The sequence below is a fragment of the Streptomyces sp. NPDC049040 genome (assembly GCF_043197715.1).
Lineage (GTDB): Bacteria > Actinomycetota > Actinomycetes > Streptomycetales > Streptomycetaceae > Actinacidiphila.
Map to the genome: position 1 here is coordinate 235,660 of NZ_JBICTO010000007.1, position 19,252 is coordinate 254,911.

Here is a 19,252-nt window from a genome sequence, read left to right on the forward strand (position 1 = left end):
TTATGGTGGGAGGCATGATCGAGGCACGGCATCTGCGGGTGCTGCGGGCGGTGGCGCGTGGTGGTTCCTTCTCGGCGGCGGCCAGGGCGCTGGGCTGCACGCAGCCGGCGGTGAGCCAGCAGATGAAGGCGCTCGAGGCGTCAGCGGGCACCCCGCTGCTGGTGCGCGGGCCGCGCGAGATGCGGCTCACGCAGGCCGGCGAGGCGCTGGTGCGGCATGCCGACGGGATCCTGGCCGGGCTGGCGGCGGCCGCGGAGGAGGTGGCCGCGATCGCCGGGCTGCGGGCGGGCCGGGTGCGGCTGGCGTCCTTCCCCTCGGGCATCTCGACGCTGGTGCCGGGGGCGGTCGCGGAGATGCGGGAGCGGCACCCGGGGACCGAGGTGTCGCTGGTGGAGGCCGAGCCGCCGGACTCGGTCGACCTGCTGCGGGCCGGGGACTGCGACATCACCCTGGCCTTCCGCTACCCGGATCTGCCGACGCCGGCCGAGGAGTCGTGGGACGACCTAGTGGTTCGCCCGCTGCTCGCCGACCGGCTGGTCGCGGTGGTGCCGCGGTGGCACCGGCTGGCCGGCCGCACGGAGCCGGCGGGCATGGCGGAATTGGCCGACGAGCGGTGGATCGCAGGGTGCCCGCGCTGCCGGGGGCATCTGGTGGAGCTGTGCGAGCGGGAGGGCTTCACCCCCAGGATCGACTTCGCGACGGACGACTATCCGGCGGTGATCGGCCTGGTCGCGGCGGGTGTGGGGGTGGCGGTGATGCCGCGGCTCGCGCTGGAGTCGCTGCGTTCGCGGGGCGTCGCGGTGATCGCGCTGCGCCCTGCCGTGCAGCGCGAGGTCGTGGCGCTCACGCTGCCTGACCTCGCGCACGTACCTGCGGTGGACATGATGCTGGGGCGGCTGGCACGGGCGGGATTGCGGCGGGTGTGACCGAAGAATCGATTCTGCGGTCGGTGCGGAGGGGCGCTAGTTCTGCGAGCTGAGCATCCGGTGCCGGGAGCGGCCCAGCATCTCCTCGCGCTCGTCCTCGGTGAGCCCGCCCCACACGCCGTACGGCTCCCGTACGGCAAGGGCGTGGGTGGCGCACTCCGCCCGCACGGGGCAGCGCATGCACACCTCCTTGGCCGCGGCCTCCCGCGCGCTGCGGGCCGCGCCGCGCTCGCCCTCGGGGTGGAAGAACAACGAGCTGTCGACGCCTCGGCAGGCGGCCACCAGCTGCCAGTCCCAGAGATCGGCGTTCGGGCCGGGAAGGCGGGAGAAGTCTGCCATTGCTCATCCCCTCGACGGGTGCGTGACGGCCAAGACGACCTCGGTGTCTCCGACCGTACATCTACTGTCGTAGTAGATGTAAATATGACTCATCGCCAATCTAGCGGCGATTAGCGCACGCATCAGAAAAGAGCGGCCAAAGGGTGCAAAGTCCGGCATAACACCCGTTCAGCAGCATCCGCCGGGCCGGCCCCCCTTGCGGTCGTGCCGCAGGAGGATCGGATATCCCCCGGCTCACCCGTTCTGACCTGCGGCGTGACTGATCCGTAGGCGCGTGATCACGTAGAGTGCCGATGGCGGCCACCAAACTTCGTAACTCTTTCGGGTGAGGGTCGTTGAGTGTGGCGGAAGCGGTTGGCGGCCCAAGCGGTCCCACAGGATTCGGGCATCTGCCCGATGCCGTCAGCCCCAACGGTGAAGACTTCGTACAGCCTGGAGGCACAACGTGACGCGGTTCAGCTGCGGAGGGCGGTCATGACTTCCGTCCTCGTCTGCGACGACTCCCCGCTCGCCCGAGAGGCCCTGCGCCGCGCGGTGGCGACCGTGCCCGGCGTCGAGCGCGTAACCACCGCGGCCAACGGCGAGGAAGTGCTCCGCCGCTGGGGGGCCGACCGGTCCGACCTCATCCTGATGGACGTCAGGATGCCCGGCCTCGGCGGTGTCGAGACCGTCCGGCGGCTGCTGTCCGCCGACCCCGGCGCCCGCATCATCATGCTCACCGTCGCGGAGGACCTGGACGGCGTCGCCCTCGCCGTGGCCGCCGGTGCCCGCGGCTACCTGCACAAGGACGCCTCGCGCGCCGAACTGCGGGCCACCGTCACGCAGGCGCTGGCCGACCCGACCTGGCGGCTCGCCCCGCGCCGGCTGCGGTCCGCCGAGATGGGCGCCGCGCCCACCCTGACCGCGCGCGAGATCCAGGTGCTCGAGGGGATGAGCCACGGGCGGTCCAACGCCGAGATCGGCCGCGAGCTCTTCCTCTCGGAGGACACCGTCAAGACGCACGCGCGGCGGCTGTTCAAGAAACTCGGCGCATCGGACCGGGCACACGCGGTGGCCCTCGGCTTCCGCTGGGGCCTGGTCCGCTGACCCGACTACGCCGTACGCCGTACGGCGAAGTCGCCCACGAGTCCTCGGTTTCCCGGGGGAGGACGCATGCTTGACGTATGGACTTCCTCGGGGATCGGCGGGGGCTTCACATGGCGGACGAGAAGGCGGAGATGACAGTGGCTGCCGCGGACTCCGCCGCGGCCTCGGCCACGGCGGCTGATAACGCTTCGGTGCAGAAGTACGGCCGCGATGCCGCGGAAGCTCCGGCGGCGAGGCACCATGGGTGGATGCGCGACGACGACACTCCGGCCATCGGTGCCCTCGTTCGTCGTGCCGTCGACGGCGACCAGCGCGCGACCCACGACCTGCTGGCCCACGTGCACCCGCTCGCCGAGCGCTACTGCCGCACCCGGCTGTCCCGGCTGCCCGGTGACGCACGGCATTTCGTCGACGACCTCGCCCAGGAGGTCTGCCTGGCCGTGCTGTGCGCACTGCCGCGCTACCGCGACCTGGGCCGGCCCTTCGAGGCCTTCGTGGTGTCCATCGCCGCCCACAAGGTCGCCGACCTGCAACGGGCGGCCATGCGCCACCCCGGGAGCACCGCCGTCCCCTCCGACGAGATGCCGGAGAAGCCGGACGACTCCCTCGGCCCCGAGGAGCGCGCGCTGCGCAACAGCGACGCGGCCTGGGCCAAGGAACTCCTGGACCGGCTGCCCGGGCACCTGCGCGAGCTGGTCCTGCTCCGGGTCGCCGTCGGGCTGAGCGCCGAGGAGACCGGCCAGGTGCTCGGCATGTCGCCGGGAGCCGTACGGGTCGCGCAGCACCGCGCGCTCAGCCGGCTGCGGGCCATCGCCGAGGAGTCGGCCGCCGCCCACGCGGCGGGCGCCGGCGGCCTGAGCGCCTAGGGCCTAGGGCCTGGCACGGCCCCTCACCTGGGCGGTCCTGGGAATACCGGCGATGCCACTACCATTGAACAACTCGCCGGGCAAGACCATTCGGGAAGGTGTCATGACGCTGAACGCCGACGGAGTAGCCGAGAAATTCGCCGCGCTCGGGCTGACCTACGACGATGTGCTGCTGCTGCCGGGCGCGTCAGAGGTGCTGCCCAACGAGGTGGACACCTCGTCGCTCATCTCGCGCAACGTCAAGGTCAACATCCCGCTGCTGTCCGCGGCGATGGACAAGGTCACCGAGGCCAGGATGGCCATCGCGATGGCCAGGCAGGGCGGCGTCGGCGTACTGCACCGCAACCTGTCGATCGAGGACCAGGTCAACCAGGTCGACCTGGTCAAGCGCTCCGAGTCCGGCATGGTCACCGACCCGATCACGGTCCGCCCCGACGCCACGCTCGGCGACGCGGACGCGCTGTGCGCGAAGTTCCGGATCAGCGGCGTCCCGGTCACCGACGGCACCGGGCGGCTGCTCGGCATCGTCACCAACCGCGACATGGCCTTCGAGTCCGACCGCGCGCGCCAGGTCCGCGAGGTCATGACGCCGATGCCGCTGGTCACAGGCAAGGTCGGCATCTCCGGCGTGGACGCGATGGCGCTGCTGCGCCGCCACAAGATCGAGAAGCTGCCGCTGGTCGACGAGGAGGGCCGGCTGCGCGGCCTGATCACCGTCAAGGACTTCGTCAAGGCCGAGCAGTACCCGCACGCGGCCAAGGACTCCGAGGGCCGGCTCGTCGTCGGCGCCGCGGTGGGCGCCGGGCCCGAGGCGCTGGACCGCGCGCAGGCGCTGGTCGGCGCCGGAGTGGACTTCCTGGTCGTCGACACCTCGCACGGCCACAACAGCAACGCGCTCAACTGGATGTCCAAGATCAAGGCGGCCGTCGGCATCGACGTCGTCGGCGGCAACGTCGCCACCCGCGACGGCGCCCGCGCGCTGATCGACGCGGGCGTGGACGGCGTCAAGGTCGGGGTCGGCCCCGGCTCGATCTGCACCACCCGTGTCGTCGCCGGCATCGGCGTCCCCCAGGTCACCGCGATCTACGAGGCCGCGCAGGCCTGTATCGACGCGGGCGTCCCCGTCATCGGCGACGGCGGCCTGCAGTATTCGGGCGACATCGGCAAGGCGCTTGCCGCGGGCGCGAGCAGCGTCATGCTCGGCAGCCTGCTCGCCGGCTGCGAGGAGTCCCCGGGCGAACTGCTCTTCATCAACGGCAAGCAGTTCAAGTCCTACCGCGGCATGGGCTCGCTCGGCGCGATGCAGTCCCGCGGCCAGGGCCGCTCGTACTCCAAGGACCGCTACTTCCAGGGCGAGGTCTCCTCGGACGACAAGCTCGTGCCCGAGGGCATCGAGGGCCAGGTGCCCTACCGGGGCCCGCTGTCCGCGGTGCTCCACCAGCTCGTCGGCGGCCTGCGCCAGACCATGGGATACGTCGGTGCCGCCACCGTCTCCGAGATGGAGTCCAAGGGGCGCTTCGTGCGCATCACGGCCGCGGGCCTCAAGGAGTCCCACCCCCACGACATCCAGATGACCGTCGAGGCGCCGAACTACCACAGCTGAATCCGCCCTCCCGGGTGAGCCGACGGGGTGCCCTCGCAGCATGCGAAGGCACCCCGCAGGCGCGCCCGGGACACTTTCGCGCGCCCCGGGACACCTCCGGCGCGGCCCGGAGCGCGAGGGGCACCGCGCCGGTGCGCGATACTGGGGCCGCAGGCCACAGAGAGAGGCACGGACGTGACAGAGATCGAGATCGGTCGGGGCAAGCGAGGCCGCAGGGCGTACTCGTTCGACGACATCGCCGTGGTGCCCAGCCGCCGCACCCGGGACCCGAAAGAGGTCTCGATCGCCTGGCAGATCGACGCCTACCGCTTCGAGCTGCCCTTCCTGGCCGCGCCGATGGACTCGGTCGTCTCGCCGGAGACCGCGATCAGGATCGGCAACCTCGGCGGGCTCGGTGTGCTGAACCTGGAGGGGCTGTGGACCAGGTACGACGACCCGGAGTCGCTGCTCGCGGAGATCGCCGAGCTCGATGACGTCCGGGCCACCGCCCGCCTCCAGGAGATCTACCGGGCGCCGATCCGCGAGGAGCTGATCGGCCAGCGGATCAAGGAGGTGCGGGACGCCGGAGTGGTGACGGCGGCCGCGCTGTCGCCGCAGCGCACCGCCCAGTTCTCCAAGGCCGTGGTGGACGCCGGGGTCGACCTGTTCGTGATCCGCGGCACCACCGTGTCGGCCGAGCACGTGAGCGGGTCCCACGAGCCGCTGAACCTCAAGCAGTTCATCTACGAGCTCGACGTGCCGGTCATCGTCGGCGGCTGCGCCACCTACACCGCGGCCCTGCACCTGATGCGCACCGGCGCGGCCGGTGTGCTGGTCGGCTTCGGCGGCGGCGCCGCGCACACCACGCGGAACGTGCTGGGCATCCAGGTGCCGATGGCCACCGCGGTGGCCGACGTGGCGGCGGCCCGCAGGGACTACATGGACGAGTCCGGCGGCCGCTACGTGCACGTCATCGCCGACGGCGGCTTCGGCGCCAGCGGCGACCTGCCGAAGGCGATCGCCTGCGGGGCCGACGCGGTGATGATGGGCTCGCCGCTGGCCCGCGCGACGGACGCCCCCGGCCGCGGTTTCCACTGGGGCATGGAGGCCGTCAACCCCGAACTGCCGCGCGGCAAGCGGATGAACCTGGGCACCGCGGGCACGACGGAGGAGATCCTGCTCGGCCCCTCGCACGCGCCGGACGGATCGATGAACTTCTTCGGCGCGCTGCGCCGCTCGATGGCCACCACCGGCTACTCCGACCTCAAGGAATTCCAGCGGGTCGAGGTCACGGTCTCGCCGACGCACCACCGCTGAGGCCCGGCGACACCGGGAGGGGCCCTGCCGCGTCATGCGGCAGGGCCCCTCCTCGCTGTGCGGACGCGGGCGGTGTCAGCTCGCCACGTTCTTGGAGACCCCGAATCCCACGATGCCGGCGACGGCGAAGAAGAAGATGTCCTTCCCGTCCATGATGTGCTTCCAGTAGTCCTGGACCAGGCCGTAGTGGTGGGTGAGGATGCTCACGACGCCCGGGGCGCCGGGGAGGTCGGAGACGGCCAGCGCGATGGCGAACATCTGGCCGGCGTAGACGCCGAAGAGAGCCAGCGGGACGGCGAGGAAGGGCAGCGCCGGGTTGCGGCCGCCGGCCTTGGCGATCGCGAAGCCGACGATCGCGCCGACGCCGAGCGCCGCGTAGCTGATCTCGTGCTTGGTGGCCTTGATGAGCAGCCCGTAGATCACGGCGGCGACCAGCGCCGCGGCGAATCCGGCCAGGACGCCGAGTCCTGGGTTGCCGGCCGGCGGCGCGCCGATCGGGGCCGGCGGCGCGTAGGCGGCGGCGTTGAAGCCGCCGGGTGCCGCGCCCTGCGGCGGGGTGACGTACGGGGAGGGCGCGTAGGGCTGCTGGCCGGGCTGCGGGGTCTGCGGCGGCTGCTGCGCGTACGGGTTCTGGCCGCCGGGCTGCTGGGGCGGCGGCGGGTAGTTGGAGCTCATGTGGTTCCCCCGGGGACGAAATGCTGAGGGTCCGTACGGCGGTCGCGCAGTTTGATGCGTTCATGCCCGTGTACGAACGGTGACGCCGAAATCTAGCAGGGGGGAGCGACAATCGGACAAGAGGATTCATCCGGTCGTTACAGGACCCATACGTCGTGTCCCACCAGGGCACTTGCGGCCCTCGGGTCACAGTCGGGCGGCGGCTCCGGCCGGGGTGGCGCCGCGGGTGTCGAGCAGGAGCTGCGCCTTGACCGCGAGCCCCTGGAGGTCGTACGTGCGGTGGTGCTGGAGCAGCAGCGTCAGGTCGGCGTCCGCGGCCGCCTCCCACAGCGAGTCGGCGCGCGGGACCGGGCGGTCCATGACCCGCCACTGGGGTACGTAGGGGTCGTGGTAGGACAGCTCGGCGCCGAGTTCGAGCAGCCGGGTGCCGATCTCGCGGGCCGGGGCGCCCTGCTGGTCGGCGAGGTCGGCCTTGTAGGTGACGCCGAGCAGCAGGATGCGGGCGCCGCGCAGCGACTTGCCGTGCTCGTTGAGCAGTGCCGCGGCGCGCTGGACCACGTAGCGCGGCATGCGGGAGTTGACCTCCTGGGCGAGTTCGACCATCCGCAGCGGGTGTCCGGGCAGCCGGGGGTGGGCAGGCGGTGTGAAGTGCGGAGCGGCGTTGGGATCGAGGGGAGCGGCGGGGCCGCCGACGCCGGGGCCTGGACGGAAGGCCTGGAATCCGAACGGCTTGGTCTCCGCACACCTGATGACGTCCCAGAGGTCGACGCCCAGGTCGTGGCAGAAGACCGCCATCTCGTTGGCGAAGGCGATGTTGACGTGCCGGTAGTTGGTCTCGAGCAGCTTGACCGCCTCCGCCTCGCGGGTGCCGCGGGCGCGGACGATGCGCTCGGTGAAGCGGCCGTAGAAGGCGGCGGCGGCCTCGGTGCAGGCGGGGGTGCAGCCGCCCACCACCTTGGGGGTGTTGGCGAGCTGGAAGGCGCGGTTTCCGGGGTCGAGGCGGCCGGGGGAGTAGGCGAGGTGGAAGTCGCGGCCGGCCCGCAGCCCGTGCGACTCCAGCAGCGGGCGCAGGTAGCCCTCGGTGGTGCCGGGGTAGACGGCGGACTCCAGCACGACGGTGGTGTGCGGGCGCAGGTGCGCGGCCAGCGCGCGGGCGGCCGCGGCGACTGCCGACAGGTCGAGCGCGTGGTCCTCGCCTGGCGGGGTGGGCGCGCAGATCACCGCGGTACGCACCCGGCCGAGCACGGCGGGGTCGGCGGTGGCCCGGAAGCCGCAGGCCAGCATCCTGCGCAGGTCGGCGGCCGCGAGCGAGCCGGGCGGCACCCGGCCGGCGTTGATGTCGGCGGCGGTGGCCGGATCGGGGTCGTAGCCGATGACTCCGACGCCGGCGGCGGTGGCCGCCTGGGCGAGGGGGAGTCCGGTGCTGCCGAGTCCGAGTACGGCGAGGTCTGCGGGCATGGGGGGTGTCCTCCCTGGCGACCACCACGAATGGGCTCATGCATGGCTTCAAAACAGGCTAACCAGACAAATGACTGATATGACCACACGCCGCGCCGGGCGGACCCGGCCGTCTGGCCTGGCAGGGCACCGCCGGGCCGGTCACTATCGAAGGAGAGCCTCCCGCGCGATCCCGCCGGAACCACGGCGGGCCGGGCGGAGCCGGGGCGGCGACGACCGAGCAGAACCGACCGAGAGCCCGATCAGCAGGCAGGCACGGAGGTACGGATGCGTACGACGACACTCGGACCGGCCCAGCGGGCCGCGGCCATCACCGGGATGGCGGACAGGGAACTCGACATCCTGGTGGTGGGTGGCGGCGTCGTGGGCGCGGGAACCGCACTCGACGCGGCCACCCGAGGGCTGTCCACCGGGCTCGTCGAGGCCCGCGACTGGGCCGCGGGCACATCGAGCAGGTCGAGCAAGCTGATCCACGGCGGGCTGCGCTATCTGGAGATGCTGGACTTCGCGCTGGTCCGCGAGGCGCTGAAGGAGCGCGGGCTGCTGCTGGAGAAGCTCGCCCCGCACCTGGTCCGCCCGGTGCCCTTCCTCTACCCGCTCCAGCACAAGGGCTGGGAGCGGCTCTACGCGGGCTCGGGCGTCGCCCTCTACGACGCGATGTCGCTGTCGTCTGGGCACGGCCGCGGCCTGCCCCTGCACCGCCACCTGAGCCGCAAGCACGCCCTGCGGGTGGCGCCCGCGCTGCGCAAGGACGCCCTGGTGGGAGCCTTGCAGTACTACGACGCCGGGGTGGACGACGCACGCTTCGTGGCGACCCTGATACGCACCGCCGCCTCCTACGGTGCCCATGTCGCCAACGGGGTGCGGGTGACCGAATTCCTCCGGGAGGGGGAGCGCGTCGTCGGCGCCCGGGTGCACGACACCGAGTCGGGCGGCGAGTACGACGTGCGGGCCAAGCAGGTGGTGAACGCGACCGGGGTGTGGACCGACGACACCCAGGCGCTGATCGCCGAGCGGGGGCAGTTCCACGTACGTGCCTCGAAGGGCATCCACCTGGTGGTGCCCAAGGACCGGATCCACTCCACGACCGGGCTGATCCTGCGCACCGAGAAGAGCGTGCTCTTCGTCATCCCGTGGGGCAGGCACTGGATCGTCGGCACCACCGACACCGACTGGGACCTGGACAAGGCGCACCCTGCGGCGTCGAGCGCCGACATCGACTACGTGCTCGACCACGTCAACTCGGTCCTGAACACCCCGCTGACCAGGGACGACGTCGAAGGCGTCTACGCCGGGCTGCGCCCGCTGCTGGCCGGCGAGTCGGACGCCACCAGCAAGCTGTCGCGGGAGCACACCGTGGCCCACCCGGTGCCGGGACTCGTGGTGGTCGCGGGCGGCAAGTACACGACCTACCGGGTGATGGCCAAGGACGCGGTGGACGAGGCCGTGCACGGCCTTGACCACCGGGTCGCCGAGTGCTGCACCGAGGACGTGCCGCTGGCCGGGGCCGAGGGCTACCGGGCCGAGTGGAACGCCCGCGCCAGGACCGCGGCCCGCACCGGTGTGCACGTCGCGCGGATAGAGCACCTGCTCAGCCGCTACGGCAGCCTCGCCGACGAAGTGCTCGACCTGATCGCGGACGACCCGTCGCTCGCCGCTCCGCTGGGCGGGGCCGACGACTACCTGCGCGCGGAGATCGTCTACGCGGCCAGCGCCGAGGGTGCCCGCCACCTGGACGATGTGATGGCCCGCAGGACCCGCATCTCCATCGAGACCTTCGACCGCGGCACCCGCAGTGCCCGCGAGGTCGCGGAGTTGATGGCGCCGGTGCTGGGCTGGGACGCCGACCAGGTCGACAAGGAGGTCGAGTACTACGAGAAGCGGGTGGAAGCCGAGCGTGAATCGCAGCTCCAGCCCGATGATCTGACCGCGGATGCCGCCCGGCTGGGCGCGCCGGATATCGTGCCTCTCTAGGCGCACGGCGTCTGGACGCTCCCACAGGGCGCACAACAGCCTCCAGGGAACGCGTGATCGGGGGACAGACGGAGGAGCACGACATGGTGGGACCCGCGGACGAGGGGCGGTTGGTCGCGGGCCGCTACCGGCTCATGGAGCGGATCGGCCGCGGCGGCATGGGCACCGTGTGGCGGGCGGAGGACGAACTCCTCGACCGCCAGGTCGCGGTCAAGAAGCTGCACCCGCCGCAGCCGCACATGGCGGAGGAGGAGGTGGCCACCCTCTTCGAGCGCACCCGCCGCGAGGCGCGCGCCGCCGCGCGGATCAGCCACCCCAACGTCATCGTCGTCCACGACGTGGTGGACGACGCGGGCCTGCCGTCCATCGTCATGGAGTACGTCCCCTCGGTCACCCTCGGTGAACTGCTCAAGGAGCGCGGCGCGCTGCCGCCCGCCGAAGCCGCCAGGATCGGCCGCGGCATGATCGCGGCGCTGCGGGCCGCCCACAGGGCCGGGGTGCTGCACCGCGACGTCAAACCGGGCAACGTGCTGCTCGGCGACGCGGGGCGGATCGTGCTCACCGACTTCGGCATAGCCCAGGCGTCCGGCACCTCCACCCTCACCCGCACCGGCGAACTCATCGGCTCCATCGACTTCCTGTCGCCCGAGCGCATCCGCGGCGCCATGCCGGGTCCCGAGGCCGACCTGTGGGCGCTGGGCGCCACGCTCTACCAGGCCGTCGAGGGCAAGTCGCCCTTCCGCCGCCCGACCGCGATCGAGACGGCGTACGCCATAGCCGAGGAGCCGGTCGTGCCGGCGCCGAACGCGGGGGCGCTGACCCGGGTGATCGCCGGCCTGCTGGCCAAGGAGCCGGCCGAGCGGCTGTCGGCGGAAGAGGCCGAGGGGATGCTGCGCATACCGGCGGGGGAGCAGGACACCGCGCTGGTCGAGACCGGCTTCACCCGGCAGCTCCCCGCCACCGACCCGCCGGCCTCCCAGGCCGCCCATCCCGGCGGTACGCATCCGCCGGGCCCGCAGCACGGGCAGCATGCCCAGCGCTCCGCGGAGGCCGGCCCGTCCGGCCGCCGTCCGGGCCGCTGGATCGCCGCCGTGGTGGCGGTCGCCGTGATCGCCGGCGGCGTCGCCCTCGTCGTGGACCGGGCGAACCGGTCGGACACCGCGGCCGACGGCAGCGACAAGGGCGGCCCCCCCGCGACCACGGCGACCGCGACGACGGCACCGCCGACCACCACCCCGCCCACCACGCAGCCGACGACCCCCACCGCCGCCCCCACCACCTACGAGCCGCCGCCCGTCCCCGACGGCTACCACCTGGTGAGCCAGGCCGACCGCGGCTACACCGTCCCGGTCCCCGACCACTGGACGAAGAAGGTCGTCGACGGCGGCGACCAGGTCAGCTATGTCGACCCGACGGGCAAGGTCGGCCTCAAGATCAGCTCCCTGGACTTCGGCGGCCCCGACCCCTACCAGCACTGGATCGAGCTGGAGCCGCAGACCGAGGAGCAGGTCCACAACTACCACCGCATGCGCATGCTGCGCACCAAGACCCCCGCGGGCCAGGACGCCGCCTTGTGGGAGTTCACCTTCAAGGGCTCCAGCAGCACCTTCCGCGCGGTGGACCTCGGATTCGGCAAGGAGGGTGGACGTGAGTACGCGATCTACCTGTCCGCCCCGAAGGCCCAATGGGACACGTACAGGCCGGTGTTCGACACCGCCGTCGCCGGTTTCCAGCAGACGGGCTGAAGCGCGGCCGAATCTCCGTATTCGCATCCGGGTGCCCCGGTCGGGGATGATGGGGATTCACACCGGAGGACTGCAGAGGGAACCCATGAGCGAGGTCGAAGGTACCGACGGACGCGTGCTCGCCGACCGGTACCGCCTCGACGGCGTACTCGGCAAGGGCGGGATGGGTACGGTCTGGCGCGCGGTCGACGAGACCCTGGGCCGCACCGTCGCCGTCAAGGAGCTGCGGTTCCCCGGGAACGTCGACGAGGACGAGAAGCGCCGCCTGGTCACCCGCACGCTGCGCGAGGCCAAGGCGACCGCCAGGATCCGCAACAGCGGTGCCATCACCGTCTACGACGTCGTCAAGGAGGACGACCGGCCGTGGATCGTGATGGAGCTGATCGAGGGCAGATCGCTGTCCGACGCGATCCGCGAGGACGGCCCGCTGACCCCGAAACGGGCGGCGGAGGTCGGGCTCGTCATCCTCGACGTGCTCTCCGCCGCGCACCGCGAGGGCATCCTGCACCGCGACGTCAAACCGTCCAACGTGCTGATCGCCGACGACTCCCGGGTGGTGCTCGGCGACTTCGGCATCGCGCAGATCGACGGCGACCCCTCGGTCACCTCCACCGGAATGCTGGTCGGCGCGCCCTCGTACATCTCGCCCGAGCGGGCCCGCGGCCAGAAGCCCGGCCCGCCGGCCGACCTGTGGTCGCTGGGCGCGCTGCTCTTCGCCTCCGTCGAAGGCCGGCCGCCGTACGACATGGGGTCGGCCATCGCCACCCTGACCGCGGTGATGACCGAGCCCGTCGGGCCGATGCGCAACGCCGGGCCGCTCAGCGCCGTCATCACCGGGCTGCTGGCCAAGGACCCGGACAAGCGGCTGGACGAGCGCGCGGCCCGCGCGATGCTGCAGAGCGTCGCCGACGCCCCCGAGCGGCCGGTGGCGCCGCCCGCGCCGACCGGCGAGACCCGCACCACGCTGCTGCCCGTCGACCCGCAGCCGACCCCGACCGACGCGCCGCCCGCCGCCCGGCGTTCCGCCGCCGAGCAGATCAGGGTGCGCGAGGCGCTGCGGTCGGTGCGCAGGGCCGCGACGAAGTCCAAGGCCGCGCCCGTGCCGGCCCCGGAACCCGGCACCCCCGCCGATGTGCCGGAGCCGGCCCGTGCCTCGATCACCGACGTCGTGCCGCGCCGCACCCTGGTCATCGCCGTGGTCGCGGTCGTGATCGCCCTGCTGGGCACGGTGATAGGCGTCGCGATCGCCAACTCCGGCGGAGGCGACGGCGACAGCAAGAACGGCAAGAGCAGCGGCTCGACGTCGGCGCCCGGGAAGCGGAAGGAGAGCGCGGGCAGCAGCCCGTCCGCCCCGCCGAGCGCGACCGGCAGCGGCAAAGCCACCGGCACGGGCACGGGCACCGGCACGTCGGCGTCCGGCGGCGCGTCCACCGGGACGCCGGGCACCGGGGCCGGGGCCGACGCGGTGCCCGCCGGGTTCAAGCGCCTCGCCACCAACGGAGGGGCCTCGGTGGCGATCCCGGACGGCTGGAAGCGACTTCCGGACAATCCCCACTACCCCTCGGGCACGTATTTCAGCGGTCCGGGCGGCGGCCGGCTCATGGTCGACTGGACGTCCAAGCCCGGAGCCAGCTCGCTCGCCAACTGGCAGCACGACTCCAAGGCGTACGGGCCGAGCATGTCCGGCTACCACCTCATCGGGGTCAGGAAGGCCGCCTACCGCGATTACGACGCCGCGGACTGGGAGTACAAGCGGACGGTTTCGGGTACGCAAGTGCGTGTCCTGAACCGAGGCATGGTGACGGACGCTCACCACGGGTACGCGCTGCTGTTCACCTTCCCCGTCGACGCGTGGAACAGCGATACGAACCGGCACATCCGCGAGGTCGTCTTCGACACGTTCAAACCGGCCAAGTGAGCGTCCCGCAGCACGTATCGTGAAGGGGCGCGAACTGTACGCATCCGGAACCGCCCGGACGTGACCGGTTCGCACCGCAGTCCGACCGGGCCAGGGAGGGGGCGCCGTGGACGAATACGCAGGGCGGGTGCTCGCCGACCGCTACCGGCTGCCCAGGCCGCCCGCCGACGAGTACGAACTCGTGGAGACCCGCGCCTTCGACACCTACAGCGGCCAGGAGGTCCTGGTCCGCCAGGTGCTGCTGCCCGAGGTGGTCGCCGCGGAGTCCGCCGGGTACGACGCAGGCCCTGACGGCCTCGACGACAGCTCGCGCCGCGCGCTGGCGGCGGCCCGCGCCGCTGCCGCCATACCGGACCACCCCAGGCTGGTGCAGGTCTTCGACATCTTCGTCGAGGGCGGCAGCCTGTGGATCGCGAGCGAACTGGTGTCCGGCCGCCCGCTCGCCGCCCTGCTGGCCGAACGCCCCATCGACGCCTACCGCGCCGCCGAGGTCGCCTCCGACGTCCTCACCGCGCTGCGCGCGCTGCACGCGAACGGCTGGACCCACCGCAACGTGACCGCCGGCACGGTGCTGGTCTGCGACGACGGCCGCGCCATGCTCGGCGGCCTCGCGGCCGGCGCCGCACAGGAAGCCCTGTGCGGCTACGACCCGCTGCCGGAGGAGCCCGAGCAGGTCCCGGCGATGAGCGGCGGCGCGGAGGGCGCGGAGAGCGCCGAGGGCCCGTCGGAGGGGGCAGGACGCGACCCGGCCGCCTGGCACGGCCCCAGGTCCGCGCTCGAACAGGAGCGGGCCCGGCAGAACCGCATCACCGTCGTCGGCGCCGTCACCGAGCGCTGGGCGCCCGAACAGGCACACCCCGTCCACGAGAACTGGCAGCTGTCCCCGCCCGTCGGCCCGCCCGCCGACCTGTGGGCGCTGGGCTCGCTGCTCTTCCGCAGCGTCCAGGGCCACCCGCCGTATCCCGAGGAGAATGCCGCCGAGCTGGTCCAGATGGTGTGCGCGGAGCCGCCGGCCTTCGCCGAGGAGTGCGGGCCGCTGCGCCCGGTCGTCGAGTCGCTGCTGCGGCCCGACCCCGAGGAGCGGCCCGAGGCCGAGGAGCTGGGCGGCTGGCTGCGCTCGCTGATCCGCTCCGCGCCCGAGCCGGAGATCGGCGCCCACACCGTCCAGGTGCCCACCGACGCGGCGAAGCTGCCGGTCAAGCGCCGCAAGGGCGAACTCGTCAGGCGCCGGCGCCGCGAGGCCGCCGACCCCGCGGGGCTCCAGCACCGCAGGCACGCCCGCGGCAAGCAGGCCAAGGTCGCCAAGGCCAAGCGGGAGCGGGTCAAGCGCGGCGAGGTCCGGCAGGAGCACTTCCACCAGGAGCAGGTGGTCTCCTCGCGCCGCCCCGCGGGCGACGGCACCGCGGCCGCCCCGCGCCGGCTCGGCGCCCGGCTGCTGGTGCTGGTCCTCGCGGCGCTCGTCGTGCTCGTGGTGGCCGCGGTGCTCCTGCTGCCGCACCGCGGCACTTCGACGGACGGCGGCAACGGGGACCGTACGGTGCCGGCCGAGATGCCCGGCTCCGGCGGCAAGAAGAAGGACACCGAGCCCCCGTCCTCCGCGCCGGCGACGCACACCGCGACCAAGGCCCCGACGAAGGAGCCCACACAGGAGTCCACCACCGCGGCGCCGCCTGCCCCGCCGCCGGACCTCGGCTCGGACTTCGTGCTGCGCACCGACCCCGCGGGCTTCACCGTGGCCGTCCACACCGGCTGGCAGCGGGCGGGCAAGAATTCCAAGGGCCAGGTGCGCTACACCGGGAGCGACCTCACGATGACCGTCGTGCCCGGGCGGGACAAGGCGACAGGCGACAGCGACGACCCGCTCGCCTACCAGCTCGTCGAGCCCGAACTCGCCGACTTCCGCGACTCGTCGTGGTCCTCGGCGGCCGGCCTGCAGAGCGTCACCGTCCAGGGCCACCCGGCCGCCGAGGGCGAGTACACCTGGCGGGACGCCAACGGGCAGTCCGTCTACGGCCGCAACGTCGCGATCCAGATCGGCGGCCGCTACCACGTGGTCCTCATCTACGGTCCCGATTCCCAACGGGCCGCTGTGCAGCGGGCGTTCGACAAGGTGATGGAGACCTACGCCGCGAAGTGACCGGTGCACCATTGCCGATGGATCCCCCCGTGCCGCCGGGGCGGTGCGGCATGATGGCCGTATGGCGAGTGACGGGGGTCCGGGCGCCGCGGCACCGCGGCGGGTCGTGGCGGGGCGGTACCGGATCACCGGACGCCTGGGCCGCGGCGGCATGGGCACCGTGTGGGCGGCGACCGACGAACTGCTCCACCGCCAGGTGGCCGTCAAGGAGCTGCACCCTGACTCCGGCCGGCAGCACGACCACGCGCTGCGCGAGGCCCGCAGCGTGGCCCGTATCCGGCACCCCCACGTCGTCGTGGTGCACGACGTCGTGGAGCAGGACGGCCGCCCGTGGATCGTGATGGAGCTGGTGGACGGCCGCTCGCTGGCCGACATCCTGCGCGAGGACGGCCCGCTGGCACCGCGGGAGGCGGCCAGGATCTGCGCGGCCGTCGCGGGGGCGCTCTACGCGGCCCACGCGCACGGCATCCAGCACCGCGACGTCAAACCCGCCAACGTCCTGGTGGACCGCGCCACCGGCCGCGTCGTTCTCACCGACTTCGGTATCGCCCGCATCCCGGGCAGCGCCACGATCAGCGAGACCGGCGGCTTCGTCGGCTCGCCCGAATACACCGCGCCCGAGCGGATGTCGGGCCGGCCCGCGGGCCCCGAGTCCGACCTGTGGTCGCTCGGCGCGCTGCTGTGCGCGGCCGTCGACGGCCACTCGCCCTTCCAGCGCGAGTCGATCGGCGAGATCGTGCACGCCGTCGCGATCGCCGACATCACACCGCCGGCCGCGGTCGGCCCGCTGCTGCCCGTCGTACGGGCGCTGCTGGAGCGCGATCCGGCCCGCCGGATGGCCGCCGCGGAGGTGCAGACCGTACTGGTCGCGTACGCGGAGACCGGCGTCGAGCCGCCGACACCGGACGCGCCCACCCCGGAACTCCCCGTCCACGAGCCCGCCGCGCCGGCCGCGCCGCGCGGCCGGCGGCGCAGGCTGCTCGCCGGGGTCGCGGCGGCCGTCCTGATCGCGGTCGTCGCGGGCGGCACCGCGGCCCTGGTCGTCACCAGGGGCGGCGGCGCCACGGCCGCGCCGCCGCCCGCCACCGCGAGCGCGCCGCCGACCACGGCGTCCCCGCCGCCGACGACGGCGTCACCGCCTCCCTCGCCCGCCCCCACCGCGTCGGCCCTCCCGGCCGGATTCCGCACGACCACCGACAAGCGCGGCTTCTCGGTGGCGCTGCCCGCCGGCTGGATCCGGCAGGAGGTCGCGCCGCGGGTCTACTACTGGTCGCCCGACCACAGCTTCCGCTTCGGCGAGCGCGTGCAGTCGCTCGACCCCGGCGGCCCGTACGCGGTGATGCACGCGCAGGACGTCGCCGCCCGCGGCCCGAACGGCCCGTACACCGGCTTCCGCGACGGCGTCATCACCAGGACCACCCAGCACGGCCAGGAGGCCGCGCTCTGGGAGTTCACCTACGACGGCTTCGCCGACGGCACCGGCGCCCGCCGCACCTTCGACCTGTGCTGGACGCAGGACGGCCGGATGTACGACGTGTGGGTCTCGGGCCCGGTCACCCAGGTCGAGCAGACCCGGGCCGTCTTCGACACCGCACGGGCGACCTTCACCCCGTGAGCCCGGCCGTCCCGGCGGCGCTGACCACCGGGCGCGGCCGCTCGGCGGCGGGCCGCGGTCACCTGGAGAGTTCCGCCGGTTCTTCCAGCCGGGTCAGCTTGCGCGGGTCGGCGATCGCGTGGATCCGGGTGATCAGGCCCTTCTCCACCACCAGGCTCACCGCAGCCGACTTGCCGTCGACCTCGATCCGGGCCGCGGGCGCGCCGTTGAGCCACATCGCGTGGACGCTGCGGTCCGGGCGGGCGAGCAGCCGCGCGACGAGTTCCACCCCGTACACCGGCGCGGGAGCGGCCGCGGTGACCCCGCCGCCGTCGGCGATCAGGACCACGTCGGGGGCCATGACCTCCATGAGGTCCTGCAACCGCCCGGTGCGCAGCGCGGCGAGGAAGCGCTCCACCACCGCCTGCTGCTCCGACCGGCTCACCCGCTCCCGCGGCCGGCGGGCCGCCACGTGCTCGCGTGCCCGCCGGGCGATCTGCCGCACCGTGGCGGCCGGCTTCCCGACCGCCTCGGCGATCTCGCCGTAGGGCATCTCGAAGACCTCGCGGAGCACGAAGACCGCACGCTCCGTGGGCCCCAGCGTCTCCAGCACGGTCAGCATCGCGATCGAGACGCTCTCCGCGAGTTCGACGTCCTCGGCGACGTCGGGGCTGGTCAGCAGCGGCTCCGGCAGCCACTCCCCGACGTAGTCCTCGCGTCGGCGGGACAGCGTCCGCAGCCGGTTGAGCGACTGCCGGGTGACGATCCTGACCAGGTACGCGCGGGCGTCGCGCACCTGCGAGCGGTCGACGTCGGCCCACCGCAGCCAGGACTCCTGGAGCACGTCCTCCGCGTCGGCGGCCGACCCGAGCATCTCGTAGGCGACCGTGAACAGCAGGCTGCGGTGGGTGACGAACTGGTCGGCTGTCATGCGGTGGACGCTACGCCGGAGCCGGCGGGGCGTGCGGCGAGCGGGACCGCGCAGGTGTCGGAGTAGCCCTGCGAGGTGATCCCGTGCGCCGTGTTGGTCCTGGCCGCCAGGTTGGCGAAGCCGATGAAGACGGTGAGTTCGACCAGCGCGGCCGGGCCGAGCCGGTCGAGCAGGGCCGCGGACAGCTCGTCCGTGACCGTCGTCGGGGTGTTCGTCATGGCCTCCGCGTACTCCAGCACGTCCCGCTCCAGCGGGGTGAAGACCTCCGACTCCCGCCAGCGCGGCACCTGGCTGGCCTTGGCCAGGTCCAGGTTCCCGTTCAGCGCGGCGAAGTAGTTGACGTCCAGGCACCAGCCGCAGCCGACCTGCGCGGCAACCGCCATGTGCGCGAAGGTCTTCAGGCCCGCGTCGACCGCGTCCCACCTGCCCACCTCGGCGGCGAACTCCTGGTTGGCCCGCGCCAGCTCGGGGTGGTTCGCGAGCACTTCCAGGGGCTCGGGCACGGAGCCGAGCTGCTTGATCATGTTCTCCCTGAGCTCGCTGTCGAGCTCGGCCTTCGGAATGCGTGGCGTCATGGTGTCGATCTCCTTCGGGGCGTCCGTGTGCGTCGTGCGGCATGAAGACACCGCCCGATCCGTCCGCGTGACAGGGGGCGGGCAAGGAAGCCGCAGGGGCCGATGCTGCACTTGTGGCTACCGCGGGTT

The 19,252-nt window shown here is 72.9% G+C and carries 15 protein-coding genes; 10 read left to right on the forward strand and 5 right to left on the reverse strand.

Annotated elements, in window-relative coordinates; translation table 11 throughout:
- Positions 1 to 14 precede the first annotated feature (14 nt).
- Positions 15 to 926, forward strand: coding sequence for a LysR family transcriptional regulator (locus tag ACGFMP_RS20595; RefSeq protein WP_393674138.1), 912 nt, complete (start codon positions 15 to 17; stop codon positions 924 to 926).
- A 36-nt stretch (positions 927 to 962) separates the two neighbouring features.
- Here the strand turns inward: ACGFMP_RS20595 and ACGFMP_RS20600 are convergent, their stop codons facing one another.
- The gene (locus ACGFMP_RS20600) at positions 963 to 1,265 is read right to left on the reverse strand and encodes a WhiB family transcriptional regulator (protein ID WP_393674140.1); all 303 of its coding nucleotides are present in this window, start codon (positions 1,263 to 1,265) and stop codon (positions 963 to 965) included.
- 474 nt (positions 1,266 to 1,739) lie between these two features.
- Here ACGFMP_RS20600 and ACGFMP_RS20605 point away from each other — a divergent pair, with 474 nt between their 5' ends.
- The 4 genes from ACGFMP_RS20605 to ACGFMP_RS20620 all read left to right on the forward strand — a co-directional run bounded on the left by ACGFMP_RS20605 (position 1,740) and on the right by ACGFMP_RS20620 (position 6,116).
- Complete coding sequence (locus ACGFMP_RS20605; RefSeq protein WP_003948568.1) at positions 1,740 to 2,351, forward strand: response regulator transcription factor; 612 nt, start codon at positions 1,740 to 1,742, stop codon at positions 2,349 to 2,351.
- A 248-nt stretch (positions 2,352 to 2,599) separates the two neighbouring features.
- The gene (locus ACGFMP_RS20610) at positions 2,600 to 3,217 is read left to right on the forward strand and encodes a sigma-70 family RNA polymerase sigma factor (RefSeq protein ID WP_393674142.1); all 618 of its coding nucleotides are present in this window, start codon (positions 2,600 to 2,602) and stop codon (positions 3,215 to 3,217) included.
- Positions 3,218 to 3,320: 103 nt separating this feature from the next.
- Complete coding sequence (guaB, locus tag ACGFMP_RS20615) at positions 3,321 to 4,820, forward strand: IMP dehydrogenase (protein ID WP_393674143.1); 1,500 nt, start codon at positions 3,321 to 3,323, stop codon at positions 4,818 to 4,820.
- Between the two features lie 174 nt (positions 4,821 to 4,994).
- On the forward strand, positions 4,995 to 6,116 hold the full coding sequence (locus ACGFMP_RS20620) for a GuaB3 family IMP dehydrogenase-related protein (RefSeq protein WP_327289171.1): 1,122 nt from the start codon (positions 4,995 to 4,997) through the stop codon (positions 6,114 to 6,116).
- Positions 6,117 to 6,191: 75 nt separating this feature from the next.
- Here ACGFMP_RS20620 and ACGFMP_RS20625 read toward each other — a convergent pair whose 3' ends face one another.
- Together ACGFMP_RS20625 and ACGFMP_RS20630 are read right to left on the reverse strand one after the other, a co-directional pair.
- On the reverse strand, positions 6,192 to 6,791 hold the full coding sequence (locus ACGFMP_RS20625) for a hypothetical protein (RefSeq protein ID WP_393674145.1): 600 nt from the start codon (positions 6,789 to 6,791) through the stop codon (positions 6,192 to 6,194).
- A gap of 186 nt (positions 6,792 to 6,977) precedes the next feature.
- Positions 6,978 to 8,249, reverse strand: a complete 1,272-nt coding sequence (locus ACGFMP_RS20630; protein WP_393674147.1) for a nucleotide sugar dehydrogenase — start codon at positions 8,247 to 8,249, stop codon at positions 6,978 to 6,980.
- 267 nt (positions 8,250 to 8,516) lie between these two features.
- On the opposite strand from ACGFMP_RS20630, the gene ACGFMP_RS20635 reads away from it, so the two are divergent.
- The 5 genes from ACGFMP_RS20635 to ACGFMP_RS20655 all read left to right on the forward strand — a co-directional run bounded on the left by ACGFMP_RS20635 (position 8,517) and on the right by ACGFMP_RS20655 (position 17,638).
- Positions 8,517 to 10,223, forward strand: coding sequence for a glycerol-3-phosphate dehydrogenase/oxidase (locus ACGFMP_RS20635; protein WP_393674149.1), 1,707 nt, complete (start codon positions 8,517 to 8,519; stop codon positions 10,221 to 10,223).
- An 83-nt stretch (positions 10,224 to 10,306) separates the two neighbouring features.
- Positions 10,307 to 11,968 (forward strand): serine/threonine-protein kinase, encoded by a 1,662-nt coding sequence (locus tag ACGFMP_RS20640; RefSeq protein ID WP_393674151.1) that lies wholly within the window; start codon positions 10,307 to 10,309, stop codon positions 11,966 to 11,968.
- 85 nt (positions 11,969 to 12,053) lie between these two features.
- The gene (locus tag ACGFMP_RS20645) at positions 12,054 to 13,886 is read left to right on the forward strand and encodes a protein kinase (protein ID WP_393674153.1); all 1,833 of its coding nucleotides are present in this window, start codon (positions 12,054 to 12,056) and stop codon (positions 13,884 to 13,886) included.
- 106 nt (positions 13,887 to 13,992) lie between these two features.
- On the forward strand, positions 13,993 to 16,023 hold the full coding sequence (locus tag ACGFMP_RS20650; protein ID WP_393674155.1) for a protein tyrosine kinase: 2,031 nt from the start codon (positions 13,993 to 13,995) through the stop codon (positions 16,021 to 16,023).
- A gap of 61 nt (positions 16,024 to 16,084) precedes the next feature.
- Positions 16,085 to 17,638, forward strand: coding sequence for a serine/threonine-protein kinase (locus ACGFMP_RS20655; RefSeq protein ID WP_393674157.1), 1,554 nt, complete (start codon positions 16,085 to 16,087; stop codon positions 17,636 to 17,638).
- 58 nt (positions 17,639 to 17,696) lie between these two features.
- Here the strand turns inward: ACGFMP_RS20655 and ACGFMP_RS20660 are convergent, their stop codons facing one another.
- Positions 17,697 to 18,548, reverse strand: coding sequence for an RNA polymerase sigma-70 factor (locus ACGFMP_RS20660; protein WP_393674159.1), 852 nt, complete (start codon positions 18,546 to 18,548; stop codon positions 17,697 to 17,699).
- On the reverse strand, positions 18,545 to 19,123 hold the full coding sequence (locus tag ACGFMP_RS20665; protein WP_393674161.1) for a carboxymuconolactone decarboxylase family protein: 579 nt from the start codon (positions 19,121 to 19,123) through the stop codon (positions 18,545 to 18,547). The genes ACGFMP_RS20660 and ACGFMP_RS20665 overlap by 4 nt, the downstream gene beginning before the upstream one ends.
- Between the last annotated feature and the right edge of the window lie 129 nt (positions 19,124 to 19,252).